We start from the raw sequence: 12572 nt of genomic DNA on the forward strand, positions 1-12572 counted from the left end.
AGCTACGACTGCGCTCTTCATCGCACGAGGTCATCGACTTGAGGACTTCGGAGGTTATTGCCTCTTACAGGACTTTTTTGTTCAGCCAGTTTGAGCAGTCTCGAACGCTTCTCGCGGCGCCTTCGTTGGTCCACTGCCCTGATGACACGCTCCGAATTGATCCGAAAACTGGCAAAAACATGCCTGGCCTGATGGATCAGGCGTTCGCCAGCCTCTTCAAGAAATAGCCCCGGTAGGGCGGGTCGCGACCCGCGCGGATTTCGAATTCGTGATCCGCGGGGCGCCCTACCCCGCCTCAGGCGCGACGGGAATCCTATGAACCTCACAACGCCTTACTTGGTAAGCTACACCCACTCGTTGCCAAGAGCCGCACCATGTCATCCGTCCTCGTCTCCGCCAAAGGCCAGGTGGTTCTCCCCGCCGCCCTTCGCCGGCGCCTCGGCCTTAACCCGGGCGCCCGGCTAGAAATCACCGAAGAGCCCGACGGCCTGAGGCTGCGACTTCAACGCACCGTGTCTACGGCCGCCGCGGGCGATCTTGCCGGCATGGTGACAGCACCTTCACGGGGCAAGCCGCGCAAGTTGTCGGACTTCGATCCAGCCTCGCTGACGACCAAGGCCCGTCGCTGAAGCGCGATGAAGGCCGTCGACACCAACGTACTCGCCCGCTTCTTCGTCAACGATCCCGACGACCCAGAAGCCGGCAAACAGCGCCCGGCCGCCATCCAGGCAATGGCGGGCCGTGCGTTTGTCAGCCTCACCGTGGCGCTGGAATTCGAGTGGGTGCTGAGGGGGTTCTACGAACTCTCGAGCGCCGACGTGATCCGCGTGCTGCGCGCGCTCGCAGGCATGCCAAACGTGCATCTGGAAGGCCGTGACGAGATGCTCACGGCGCTTGAGGCCTGTGAGTCGCACAAACTCGATTTCGCCGACGCGTTGCACGTTGCTCGCAGCGGAAGATGCACGGGCTTCGTGACATTCGACAAGGCCCTGGCCAGGCGAGCCGCGAAAGCGGCACTTGCGGTGCCTGTGAAACTGGCCTGAATCAGGCCCGCCGTACCCGCCATGCCTGCACGACCGCCCAGGCCATCTCCGGCACGATGAACAGCAGCAGCACCGGCGCGCCCGACTGCATCCAGGCCCACCCCATCCAAACGCCGAACAGTACCCGCGCCGCCGCGTCATAGCGGCCGAACTGCTGCGTCGGACCGCGCAGCCGCAGTACCGCCCAGACCATCACGACGCTGCCCATCAGCACCGCGAACAGCGTCTGCATCGGGTCGAAAGGCGGCAGCGGCTGGCCGCCCAGGGCTTGGTTGATGGCGCTCAGCTGCGCCCGGTTCAGCTCGAAGGTCCAGGGCGTCGCAAAGGGCGCGGTGACGATGAGGTCGTAGAGTGCGCTGAACCAGACGACGCGCAGGAAACTGGAGTTGCTGAAAGCAGGCATGGAGAGGCACGAAACAGGGACGTGCGCATGCTCGACCTTGGACCACACTCCAAGGTCAAGCCATTTCGGATGCCCCATGCTCATCGGCACCCTCTCCACACTGACCGGCCTGAGCCGCGACAGCCTGCGCTTCTACGAGAAGCGCGGGCTGCTGCAGGCGCGCCGCGCTGACAACGGCTACCGCGACTACCCCGAGGAGACCGTGCAATGGCTGGGCTATGTGCGCACGGCCCAGCAGCTGGGCTTCACGCTGACCGAGATCGCGGCCGACATGCCCTTGCTCGCCCAGGGTGAAGAGGCCGGCCCGGCGCTGCGGGCGGCGCTGGCGCGCAAACTGGCAGACATCGACGCGCGCATTGCGGCGTTGCAGGGGCTGAGGGCCGAGCTGTCCATGCGGTTGGCCGAGACTCCCGAGACAGGCGCGAGCTGCCCGCTGCGACCTACCGCCTGACCGATCAAGCCACCGCGCTTCTCACGGCCTCGCGCACCAGGCCGTCGAGCTTGCCGGTGATCTGCGTGAACTCTCCCGACACGACCGCGAACTCGCGGCCCGAGGTGCCCGCCCGCGCCGCGACGACCTGGGCGTTGAAGGACACGATGCGCGCATGCCTGGCGATGAGCTCGATGTCGCCCATGACGGCCGTCAGCTGTTTCTTGGCCGAGGCGGCCTGCTGGCGGGCGAGGTCTTCGTAGATCTGGGTCAACCGGTTCAGCGTGGCGAGCAACGGCGTCGCGGCCTCGACGAGTTCCTCAAGCAGGGCCGGTGCGCTGTGTGCGTTGGCCGAGATGGCCTCGATGGCGCGCCGGGCCAGTTCGATGAAGCCGACGATGCGCTCGTTGGCGCGGTCAGGGCCGAAATAGGCCTGTTTCAGCTCGCCGCCCAGCGCGTCGGGTGACAGCTCGCCCTGCAGCAGCGCCCCATGTGCGTCGCCGAAGGTGGTCAGTGCGTCGCGGGCAATGGTCAGTGCACCGTCGCGGCCCTGCGAGGCGAGTACCRCATAGAGCACGACGCGCTGCGACGTGAAGCGGCGGCGGCCCGACAGGTTGATGGTCTTGCCGAACAGCTCGCCCGCGGTCTGCTTGGGTGCAGCAGACGCCCGCTTTGGTGCATCGGTAAGCGCACGCGTGTGGTGCAACATGGAGGACTCCGTGAACTGGTTCTCGACCGACGCCTCGTACAGCGGGCGTGCCGGTCATGTGACCTCGGGTTTGCACGGAGCGTGCCAGCGCCAGGGACGGACGCCCCTCAGCGGGGCAAGCCGCGCTGCAAACGCTGCGTCGCCAGTGCCAAGGTCTCGTCCCGCTTCGCAAAGCAGAACCGCACATGCCCGCGCTCCTGCGGCTGCTGGTAGAAGACCGACAGCGGGATGGCAGCGACGCCGACCTCGGTGGTCAGCCATTTGGCGAAGTCCAGCTCGGGCCGATCCGACACCGCGCTGTAGTCCACCGTCTGGAAGTAGGTGCCCTCGCAGGGCAGCAGCTTCAGCGGCGTGGCTTCCAACGCGGCGCGGAAGCCATCGCGCTTGGCTTGATAGAAGTCGCTCAGGCCTTGCCAGGGGGCCGGGTTGGCGAGGTAGGCCGCGATGGCGTGCTGCGTCGGCGTGTGGACCGTGAACACCGTGTACTGGTGCAGGCGCCGGAAGGCCGCACTCAACGCCGGCGGCGCGGCGACGAAGCCGACCTTCCAGCCCGTTACGTGAAAAGTCTTGCCAAAGCTGCTGACGAGGAAGCTGCGCTCGCGCAGACCCGGGTAACGCGCCACGCTCTCATGCGGCGCACCGTCGAACACCATGTGCTCGTAGACCTCGTCGCTGACGATGAAGAGGTCGTGCGCTTCGGCGATGCGCTCCAGCTCGCGCAGGTCCTCGGCGGTCGCGATGCGGCCACTGGGGTTGTGCGGTGTGTTGATCACCAGCGCCCGCGTGCGCGGCGTGATGGCTGCGCGCACCGCCGTCCAGTCGATGCGGTAGTCCAGAGTCATCGGCACGCCGACGGGCACCGCGCCGGCCAGGCGGATGGCCGGGTCGTAGCTGTCGTAGGCCGGCTCGATGATGATGACCTCATCACCTGCGCCAACGCAGCTGTGCAACGCGGTGATGAGGCCTTGCGTGCCGCCAGCCGTGATCGTGATGTCGCGGTCCGCGTCGTAGGCCGAGCCGTAGAGCGCATTCAGCTTGGCGGCCACGGCCTGGCGCAGCGCCGGCACGCCGGTCATCGGCGGGTACTGGTTGTGGCCGGCGGCCATCGCATCCGTGACGGCCTTCAGCAGGGCCGGGTCGGCGCCGAAGTCCGGGAAGCCCTGGCCGAGGTTGACGGCGTCACGCTCGGCCGCCAGGGCCGACATGACGGTGAAGATGGTGGTGCCGGTGTTCGGCAACTTGGTGGGCAGGACGGGCATGGCGGCAATTCTGCCGGCGCCAGGTTTCAACGCACTGGCGGGCCCAGCAGACAACGCCGCGCCGCCAGCGCGATGGGCAACCCGAACACGAAGCAATGCGCCGCAATCGCCGCCGCATCCAGCTTGGGCGGCCAGAACGGCGTGTGCAGGGCCGACAGCGGCAGCACGACGTTGTTCATGCCGAAGTAGACGACAAAGCCGTAGGCCAGGCCGGCGGCGGTCGCATTGCGCAGCAGGACGGGCAGGCGCAGCGCCACCACGCAGAAGATGGCGGCCCAGATCCATGCGATGCCGTAGTGCAGCGCCACGCCGAGCGCAAAGGTCTCCGGCCCGCCGCCAAAGGCCGCCTCGCGGCCGATGAGGCCGGCGGCGACGCCCTGGAAAACGCGCAGCTTCATGCCGTAGTAGCTCAGCGCAAAGATCAGGTCGCCGGTGCCGGCCAGCAGGCCGCCCCAGAAGATGGCGCGGGTCAGTGGTTTCATGCTCATGTGATGCTCCCGGGCGGGCCCTTGAGTTCGACGACATTGCCTTCGGGGTCGCTCAGATAGATGGACGGCCCCTCGCCTTCGGCGCCGTAGCGGCTCTCGGTCTTGCCGGCTTCGACACCGTGAGAAGCCAGGTGGGCACGGATGGCTGCCGCGTCGAAGGGTTCGACGCGCAGGCAGAAGTGGTCCATGTTGCGACCCTCGGCGCCGGGCGCTGCGCCACCCATGCGGCCGAGCTTGCCGTCCACCGGCACGAGGTCGATCAGCGAGTGGCCGGCGCGCAGTTGCACCAGGCCGATCTCGTCCTGGCGGCGCTCGATCGAGCAGGCCAGCGTGTCGACGTAGAAGCGCACCATCGTGTCCAGGTCGATGACACGCAGCACGAGGTGGTCAATGCCTTGCAGCTTCAACATGGCGGCGTTCTCCTTTTTTCGGTGCGCAGCATCATGCCGCGCCGGGCCTGTGCTGAAAGTGACGGCGGGTTTGTCCGGAGTAACGAAAGGGCCCGCCCACGCTCAATAGAGGCATGCAAACCCCGCAGGCCCTCACACCATGCTGCCCGGAATGAGCTGGCTGACCCGCCTCGGCTTTGTCGCGCCGGCCGCTTCGGCGTCAGGGGACGAGGCCGCCCTGATGGCCCGCGTGGCCAATGGCGATGCCGATGCGCTGGCCCTGCTCTACCGGCGCGAGAGCGGCTCGGTCTACCGTTATGCACTGGCCCTGGCCGGCGACGAAGCGACGGCACTGGACGCCGTGCAGGAGGCTTTTGCCCAGCTGCTGCGCGGCCCGCAGGCTTACCAGCCCGGCCGCGGCTCGCTCGGCGCCTACCTCGCCGGCATGGCCAGGCACCAATTGCTGACCCAGTGGCGCGACGCACGCCGCCACGTGCCGCTGGACGACTCGCTCGACACCGACGACACCGCCGAGCTCATGCCGAGCAGCGACACGCGTTTGAATCAAAACCAGCAGCAGGACGGCCTCTGGGCCGCCATCCGCCGGCTGAGCTGGCCGCAGCGCGAGGCCATCGTGCTGGTGGACCTGCAGGAGCGCAGCTACGACGACGCCGCGGCGATTGCCGGCGTCAGCGTCGACGCGCTGCGCACCCGCCTGCACCGCGCCCGCCAGCGGCTGACCGACCTGCTGGCCGTGGGAGAACGACCATGAGCATCGACAACGACACGCCAGCCTGGCTGCTGCCGGCCCGCGCGGACTTTTCCAAGCTGCAACCCGGCGCGGAACAGGACGCCGCCGTACTTGCCTGCTTGGCCGAGCAGCAGCACCTGCTGCGCGTGCGCCGCATGGCGGCTGAAAGGGCCGAAGCCCATGAGCCGCGCTGGCTGCGCCGCCTCGCCTGGGGCAGCGGCGCGCTCGGCGCCACGGCCGCCGTGCTGTTGAGCGCCATGCTTTTGCTCGACCCGCCGGGCAGCCAGACCGCCCAGGCCGCCACGGCCGGCAGCGGCTTCATCCCGCTGGTGTCCGAGCGCGAGTTCCAGGCCGCGCTGACGGCCGGACGCAGCGCCGCCGTGTGGCTGCAGCCCACCGAACTACCGCGCGAGCGCCTGGCGTTGCTGGGCCTGCCCTTTGACGCCGCACGCGCCGACGAAACGGTGCGCGCCGAACTGATGCTGGACCCGAGCGGCCAGGTGCTGGCCGTGCGCATCCTGAATTGACTTGACGACGGAGAACGACATGAAGAAACCCATCACCGGCCTGGCACTGTTGGCCCTGGCGGCCTCGGCCACCGCGCTGGAGGCCGACCGCCTGATCGAGCGCGATTTCGAAYGGGATATCGAGCGCAGCGTGCAGATCGCCCTGTCTGACATGCCCGTGCGCATCGCTTTGGGCGACCAGGCCTTGAGCTTCGCCGGCCGCGAGCTGGAGAGCGAGCACGTCGTCAGGGGCGCGCCCTACTGCGCCACCGCCGTGCACGAGAACGTACAGACGCTGGGTGACGGCAACCGCATCGTGCGCAAGCAGCAAAGCCAGCTCTGCCGCGACGGCGAGGGCCGCACTCGCCGCGAGGTGCAGCGCGAAGGCGGCCCCAAGGTCATCTACCTGAACGACCCGGTGTCCAAGGAGAGCTGGGTCGTCTACCCCGACCAGAAGCGCGTGCAGCGACTGCGCAGCAACGCGGCCTGGGCGCCTGGCGCCGACGCGGCGGCCCATGCCGCCTGGGAAGCTTCGATGCAGGACTGGGGCGAGCGCATGAAGGAACAGGCGGCGCGCTGGAAGGAATGGGGAGGTCGGGTCGCCGAGCGGGCGCGCAGCGTGGATGCGGAGCGCGTGCGCGCCCGGGCGATGGCCGGTGAGCCGGGCATCGTCATCGAGCAGGAGCTGATGACAACACCCGCACCGGGTGCCAGCGCCGTCGAGCGCCGCCGTGAGCTGCGCGTCATCCGCGCCAGCGAAATGCCCGCGCCGCCTGCCATGCCCGCCCCACCCACACCGCTGATGGTGCCAACGCCGCCGGTGCCGCCCATGCCGCTGCTGCTGCCTGGCCCCATGCTGCCGCGCGAAGGCGGCACGACGACGGCACTGGCGCCCAAGGAGATCGACGGTCTCAAGGTCACCGGCGAGCGCACCACCTGGACCATCGAGGCCGGCAAGATCGGCAACGAGAAGCCCATCGTCAGCACGCGCGAGGTCTGGCGCAGCCCCGAGCTAATGCTGACCGTGCAGAGCCGCGACGCCGACCCGCGGGTGGGCGAACAGAACTACCGGCTGGAGAAGATCAAGCGGGGTGAGCCCGACCCGGCGCTGATGAAGCCGCCGGCGGAATTCAGCGAGAGCCCGCGGCGCAGCGCCAAGCTAGCAAGCGCGCCGAACCGCGCCTCCTGAGGCTCAGGCCGCCGCCAGCATCTGGCTGAAGAACTTCTCGCCGCTGACGCGCGGCTTGTAGGCCGACACGGCCTTGGCGATGGCCGCGATGTGGTCGGGCGTCGTGCCGCAGCAGCCGCCGGCGATATTCAGGAAGCCGGCCTTGGCGAACTCGCCCACGAGCCGCGCAGTCACGTCCGGCGTCTCGTCGAAGCCGGTGTCGCTCATCGGGTTGGGCAGGCCGGCGTTGGGGTAGCAGCTCACCGCCACGTCGCCCGCCACCTTGGACAGCTCCTCGATGTAGGGCCGCATCAGCGTCGCACCCAGGGCGCAATTCAGGCCGATGGCGATGGGCCGGGCGTGGCGCACCGAGTGCCAGAAGGCGGTCACCGTCTGGCCGGACAGGATGCGGCCGGAGGCGTCGGTCACCGTGCCGGAGATGATGACGGGCAGGCGCTCGCCGGTGTCTTCCATCAGCTCGTCCAGCGCAAAGATGGCGGCCTTGGCATTGAGCGTGTCGAAGATGGTCTCGACCAGGAAGAGGTCGCATCCGCCTTCCAGCAGCCCCTTGGCCTGCTCGTAGTAGGCGGCCCGCAGGGTGTCGAAGTCGACGTTGCGTGCGCCCGGGTCGTTGACATCGGGGCTGATCGACGCGGTGCGGGGCGTGGGGCCCAGGGCGCCTGCCACATAGCGCGGCTTGTCGGGCGTCGAGTACTTGTCGCAGGCCGCGCGGGCCAGCTTGGCGGCCTCGACGTTCATCTCGTAAGCCAGGCCGGCGAGGTCGTAGTCCTCCTGGGCGACCGAGGTCGCGCCGAAGGTGTTGGTCTCGATCAGGTCGGCGCCGGCGGCCAGGTACTGCTCGTGGATCTCGCTGAGCACGTCGGGCCGCGTGAACATCAGCATCTCGTTGTTGCCCTTCAGGTCCTTGTGGTGGTCCTTGAAACGCTCGCCGCGGTAATCGGCCTCGACCAGCTTGTAGCGCTGGATCATGGTGCCCATCGCRCCGTCGAGCACGGCGATGCGTTGCTGGAGCAGGGCGGGCAGGCCCTGGGCGCGGGTGTAAGCAATGGACTTCATGCCGCCATTTTCGCAGGCTCCGGACGCGCGAACCGCTGGCATGGCTTCTCGGCCGATGCCGTCGCCAGCGATCACGGCGATGTTCTGCGTCACTGCTCGTCGTTGAAAAAGGCTTGCGCCTCGCCCAGCACCACCTCGGGCACTTCCTCGGCGATGTAGTGGCCGCTGTCGACGGCGCGGCCGCTGACATGCTCGGCCGCCGCCTGCCAGACCTTGAGCGGATCAAAGCAACGGCCCACCACGCCATTGGCGCCCCACAGCACGCGCAGCGGCGGGGTCACACGCCGGCCCGCGGCACGGTCGGCGCGGTCGTGTTCGAGATCAATGCCGGCGCTGGCACGGTAGTCGGCGCAGACGCCCGCGGCCGAACCCGGGCGCACCATACAGCGCTCGTATTCCGCCCAGGCCCGCTTGTCGAAGAAGCCGCTGCCCCGCCGGCCCATGCCGTCGCGCAGATAAGCGATCGGGTCGGCCTCGATCAGGCGCTCCGGCAGCGGCGCCGGCTGGATCAGGAAGAACCAGTGCCAGTAGGCACGCGCAAAGGCCTCGGTCGTGCCCTCGTACATGGCCAGCGTGGGCGCGATGTCCAGCAGCATCAGTCTTGTCACAGCCTGGGGGTGGTCCAGCGCCAGCCGGTGCGCCACGCGCGCGCCGCGGTCGTGGGCCAGCACGGCAAAGCGTTCATGGCCCAGGGACTGCATCAGCGCGATGGCATCCCGCGCCATTTCTCGCTTGGCATAGGCCGCGCTGCCCTCGCCGGCCGGCGGGCGGTCGCTGTCGCCGTAGCCGCGCAGGTCCATCAGCACGACGCGGCGCGTCTTCGCCAAGGTGGGCGCAACCCGGTGCCACATCGCCATGGTCTGCGGGTGGCCGTGCAAAAGCAGCAAGGGCGGCCTGCCGGAATCCGACGGGCCGCCCTGGCGGGCGAACAGCGTGACGCCGTCGCGCTGAACGGTTAGCGGTTGGAAGTCGGCCCACATCGTGGACCGATTCTGCCGCCACCTTCAGTTGTCCGCGGCGCAGTGCCGGTGCCGCAGCCGACGGGGTCAACATCTTGCGGGCCGAGCGCTGGGCCGCTCCCGAGCCGGCCCGCGCTGACGATGTGCTTGCGGTTCGATGCCGCAAGCATCGCCGTCCCCCCGGGGGCTGAGGCCGGACACATGGCGCCCAGTGGGCGCCATGTGCCTGCCGAAGGGCTGCGGCACTGCCGCAGCGCGGTCTGCAAGACCGGTCGGTCGCGCCGCGTTCAGCGGTGTGCGGCCGGACGAGGGGCTGCATGTCAGGCCGTGCGCAGGAAGTAGAGGTTGGCGCTGCCACGCGTCAGCAGCACGAAGCCACGCAGAGCCGGCACGTAGCGCATGCGGTTCTGCAGGCCGCTGCCGTTGTCGGGGGTGGGCGCGATCTTCTGGCTGCCACCATTGAGCAGGCTCATGTCCCAGACATTGCTGTCATTGGGCGTGACGACGTAGACACGGCCCGCCGCTTCGCCCTGGCCGCTGTAGAACAGGAAGCGGTCACTGTCCGGGTCATAGTCCATCGCCGCATAGCTCGGCTTTTCGTTCTGCCATTGCGTCAGCGCGCTGCTGGCGTTGAATGTGACGGCGATCTGCTGGCCGCTGCCCAGCGGAACGCGGCTGGCCACCATGCGCTGCGGGTCGAAGCCCTGGCCGTCGCCCCATTGCAGGCAGAACATCTGGTTGCGTCGCGCATCGAAGGCGATGGGCCAGCGCACCGCGTCACCCACGGGGTTGGTGACGAGGTCCGTCCACTTCTTATCGACGGGCGACCACTTTTTCAGGCCAGTGCTGACAACCTCGCCGGTCGCGCGGATCTGCGCAGCACCGTAATAGCCCGAGGGCATGTCGGCCCAGGTGCCGGCCTTGTCCCAGGTGTTGGTGTCGAGGTTGAAGGCGTCGACCTTGGCAAAGTCCCAGGATGAACCGTACACACCGCGCGCACCGAACAGCATCAGGCGGTTGATCTGCGGAATGAAATGAGCCGTGCTGTAGAGATGGCGCGACGACGGCATGCCATCGGTGTAGTGGGCAACATTCTGCGCGTAGCTCTTGCTGGCCGCCAGGCGCACCTTCCAGGTCGGCGCGTCCGACGCGAGGCTGATGGAGACGACGCGGTTGTCGTAGGAATCGGTATGGCCACCGGCCGCCGCGATGATGATTTCGCTGGTGCGGTCGTTGATGGCGATGCCGCTGTAGGCATCGACTGCCGCGCCGCCGGCGCCAGCCGTGCCGGGGATCTCGAACCAGGTGTTCAAGGGCTTGCTGGCCAGCCAGCTTGGAATGACCCGCGCCGGCGCCACCGACCAGACCGGCGCGCTGTTGAAGGCATCTCGCAGCGCCGGATAGTTGCTGGCCGAAATGAGGCGCTGGTAGGCGGTGGCGGCGCCGTCGACGCCATGCCTGACTGCATAGGCCATGGCCGTCGTCAGGTTGCCCCATGCCGCGCGATCACCCGGCATGATCTCGCCCGCCAGCTTACCTTCCACGGTGCCAAACCAGGCCGGCTGGCTGGCGTAGCTGGCCAGGTAGACAGCCGCATCGTTGAGATGCCAGGGGCCCTTGCCGGTCTGGAAGTCGGGCACCGCAACAGGCGAAATGCTCATGGTGTAGACGGCCGCGTTCACGTACCAGAAGCCGGTGGCCGGCCCCAGGCGCATGACGGCGCTGCGCGCCTTCCAGCGGAAGAAGGCCGCGTGCTTGGTTTCGACGGCCGCCGGTACCGGCAGACCCATGGACAACGAGTAGCCGAAGGCGGCGGTGACGAAGTCCTGCTGCCAGACCGCACCGAACTGCATGGTGTTCTCGTAGCCTTCGCCCGGCTGGATCCAGCCATAGGGGTTGTTGGGCTGGGCGACGTAGACGGCGTGGAAGTTCTCGATGTTGGACTGCACGCAGTTGATGAACTCCTGGCGCAGCGTGGTGTCGTCGTCCGGCGTCACGTTCAGCGCCTGAGTCAGAGCGCGCCACTGCCACGCAGCGGAACGGGTCTGCCAGCCGCCGAAGCAGGACTGCACCAGGCCTTGCGAGCCACGGCGCATATTGGGCTCGTCGGCCTTGCTCAGGTAGTTCAGCGTGGCGGCGAACTGCACCTGCTCCATGAAGTACCAGCGCCCCGTGACCAGATAGGCCATATAACCCACCGAGGGGCTGTGGGCGCAGTCCCAGCGCGGCGACTGCGTGCCGGTGGGCTGGGGCGTGAACTGGCTGCGCGTCGAACTGCCGAGGTCGCTGACGCGGCTGTCCTTGTGCAACACCAGGTTGGGGTACTGGGAAAAGCGGATCGGGCGCTGCGTCTTCTCGTCGCGGTAGAACAGCGGATAGCGACCGGCGGCGAAGCCGTTGCGCACGACGGCCGCATAGGTGTTGCTGCTTTCGCAGGTCAGATAGAGCGCGTCATGCATCGGCAGCAGGCCGATGGGTTCCTGGTAGCCGGTGGCCGCCATGGAGTCACCTGCGTAGGTGAAGTTGGCCTTGTCCAGCGGCGTGTAGCTGGTCACCAGCCACTGGGCGACGGCGCCATTGGYGTCCACGCGGGCGCTGTAGGTCGGCACCTGCTCGGTGGCCTGCAGATAGGCCAGGTCATGGCGCGGCGTCACATCGGGATCTGTGCCCAGCCAGTAGGACAGGGCCGTGCCGTTGATCAACGCCGTGCGGCAATGGTGGGACAGGTCGATGGTGGCCGAGAAACGCTGCGTGCCATTGATCTTGAAGGTGTAGGTCGCCGCCTTGCTGGTCGGGCCCGCCACCATCAGATAGCCGTTCTCGATCCAGGGCAGCACCTCGACGGCGCCGCCGGCGAACAGGCGCACCTCCAACCAGGCCACCAGGTGAGCGTCACTGCCCACCGGCTTGCGGAAGACCCAGGACGACATCTGCGCGCCACTGACCCAGGTGGCCTGCGGCGCATCCCAGTCGGCGRCGCCAAAGCTGGCCGTGCCGAGGCTGCCGGCGCCAACCTCGGCGGTGATGCCAGTTTTCTTCAGGTCCGCAACGGTCAGCAGCGCAGCGCTGCCAGCGCTGGCTGCAACGCGACGCAGCCGCACGGTCAGCAAGCTGTTGGCCGTCAGGTCGGCAAAGCCGRCGATCTGGGCGAACTTCAGGGAGCCGTCAGGCCAGGTCGTACGTGGTGTGACCTGCAACACAGACAGGCTAGAGCCCACCGTGCTGCCCGCCGGGATGTCGCCGCGCTTGAAGGCGAAGCCCAGGCTGAAGGGCGCCTTGGCTTGCGTCTTGGTACTGACCAAGCTGAACTGCATCGCGCCAGTAAACAGGCCGAGCGTCGGAGTGGCCACAGGTGCGGGGGCCGGAGCTGGAGCCGGGGGCGGAGCCGGA

15 protein-coding genes are annotated in these 12572 nt (G+C 68.1%); 7 read left to right on the forward strand and 8 right to left on the reverse strand.

The genetic code is table 11. The features are described 5' to 3' along the window. The 3 genes from AC1DU6_RS09250 to AC1DU6_RS09260 form a co-directional block, all read left to right on the forward strand. The coding region (locus AC1DU6_RS09250; protein ID WP_477856849.1) for a hypothetical protein at positions 1 to 227 on the forward strand (227 nt) is incomplete at its 5' end. Between the two features lie 147 nt (positions 228 to 374). Next, positions 375 to 629 carry an AbrB/MazE/SpoVT family DNA-binding domain-containing protein gene (locus tag AC1DU6_RS09255; RefSeq protein WP_082532378.1) on the forward strand — a complete coding sequence of 85 codons (255 nt, stop codon included), beginning with the start codon at positions 375 to 377 and terminating at the stop codon, positions 627 to 629. Between the two features lie 6 nt (positions 630 to 635). Continuing rightward, complete coding sequence (locus AC1DU6_RS09260) at positions 636 to 1043, forward strand: type II toxin-antitoxin system VapC family toxin (RefSeq protein ID WP_056192117.1); 408 nt, start codon at positions 636 to 638, stop codon at positions 1041 to 1043. 1 nt (position 1044) lies between these two features. On the opposite strand, the gene AC1DU6_RS09265 is transcribed toward AC1DU6_RS09260, so the two are convergent. Continuing rightward, the gene (locus tag AC1DU6_RS09265) at positions 1045 to 1446 is read right to left on the reverse strand and encodes a hypothetical protein (RefSeq protein WP_056192114.1); all 402 of its coding nucleotides are present in this window, start codon (positions 1444 to 1446) and stop codon (positions 1045 to 1047) included. Positions 1447 to 1522: 76 nt separating this feature from the next. Between AC1DU6_RS09265 and AC1DU6_RS09270 the strand changes: the two genes are divergently transcribed. Further along, the gene (locus tag AC1DU6_RS09270) at positions 1523 to 1897 is read left to right on the forward strand and encodes a MerR family transcriptional regulator (protein ID WP_056192111.1); all 375 of its coding nucleotides are present in this window, start codon (positions 1523 to 1525) and stop codon (positions 1895 to 1897) included. Positions 1898 to 1901: 4 nt separating this feature from the next. On the opposite strand, the gene AC1DU6_RS09275 is transcribed toward AC1DU6_RS09270, so the two are convergent. The 4 genes from AC1DU6_RS09275 to AC1DU6_RS09290 all read right to left on the reverse strand — a co-directional run bounded on the left by AC1DU6_RS09275 (position 1902) and on the right by AC1DU6_RS09290 (position 4742). Further along, positions 1902 to 2585, reverse strand: a complete 684-nt coding sequence (locus AC1DU6_RS09275; RefSeq protein WP_477856851.1) for a methyl-accepting chemotaxis protein — start codon at positions 2583 to 2585, stop codon at positions 1902 to 1904. 107 nt (positions 2586 to 2692) lie between these two features. Next, the gene (locus tag AC1DU6_RS09280) at positions 2693 to 3844 is read right to left on the reverse strand and encodes a methionine aminotransferase (RefSeq protein ID WP_457320449.1); all 1152 of its coding nucleotides are present in this window, start codon (positions 3842 to 3844) and stop codon (positions 2693 to 2695) included. 26 nt (positions 3845 to 3870) lie between these two features. Beyond that, a complete protein-coding gene (locus AC1DU6_RS09285; RefSeq protein ID WP_162247730.1) occupies positions 3871 to 4332 on the reverse strand; it encodes a hypothetical protein in 462 nt (153 codons plus the stop codon). Next, complete coding sequence (locus AC1DU6_RS09290) at positions 4329 to 4742, reverse strand: VOC family protein (protein WP_457320447.1); 414 nt, start codon at positions 4740 to 4742, stop codon at positions 4329 to 4331. Before AC1DU6_RS09290 ends, AC1DU6_RS09285 begins: the two co-directional genes overlap by 4 nt. A gap of 151 nt (positions 4743 to 4893) precedes the next feature. Between AC1DU6_RS09290 and AC1DU6_RS09295 the strand changes: the two genes are divergently transcribed. Genes AC1DU6_RS09295 through AC1DU6_RS09305 form a run of 3 tightly spaced genes read left to right on the forward strand, consistent with a single transcriptional unit; the run spans position 4894 to position 7167 of the window. Beyond that, complete coding sequence (locus AC1DU6_RS09295; RefSeq protein WP_457320445.1) at positions 4894 to 5493, forward strand: RNA polymerase sigma factor; 600 nt, start codon at positions 4894 to 4896, stop codon at positions 5491 to 5493. After that, positions 5490 to 5999, forward strand: coding sequence for a hypothetical protein (locus AC1DU6_RS09300; protein WP_457320444.1), 510 nt, complete (start codon positions 5490 to 5492; stop codon positions 5997 to 5999). Before AC1DU6_RS09295 ends, AC1DU6_RS09300 begins: the two co-directional genes overlap by 4 nt. Before the next feature lie 19 nt (positions 6000 to 6018). Continuing rightward, positions 6019 to 7167, forward strand: a complete 1149-nt coding sequence (locus AC1DU6_RS09305) for a hypothetical protein (RefSeq protein WP_477856854.1) — start codon at positions 6019 to 6021, stop codon at positions 7165 to 7167. 3 nt (positions 7168 to 7170) lie between these two features. Here AC1DU6_RS09305 and AC1DU6_RS09310 read toward each other — a convergent pair whose 3' ends face one another. From AC1DU6_RS09310 to AC1DU6_RS09320, 3 genes are all read right to left on the reverse strand, one after another. Continuing rightward, the gene (locus AC1DU6_RS09310; RefSeq protein WP_056192651.1) at positions 7171 to 8223 is read right to left on the reverse strand and encodes a homocysteine S-methyltransferase family protein; all 1053 of its coding nucleotides are present in this window, start codon (positions 8221 to 8223) and stop codon (positions 7171 to 7173) included. Positions 8224 to 8312: 89 nt separating this feature from the next. Continuing rightward, positions 8313 to 9203 (reverse strand): alpha/beta fold hydrolase, encoded by an 891-nt coding sequence (locus AC1DU6_RS09315; protein ID WP_457320440.1) that lies wholly within the window; start codon positions 9201 to 9203, stop codon positions 8313 to 8315. A 299-nt stretch (positions 9204 to 9502) separates the two neighbouring features. Beyond that, positions 9503 to 12496, reverse strand: coding sequence for a hypothetical protein (locus AC1DU6_RS09320; RefSeq protein ID WP_477856856.1), 2994 nt, complete (start codon positions 12494 to 12496; stop codon positions 9503 to 9505). Positions 12497 to 12572: the final 76 nt, after the last annotated feature.

This window comes from Roseateles sp. P5_B10, from assembly GCF_056400485.1.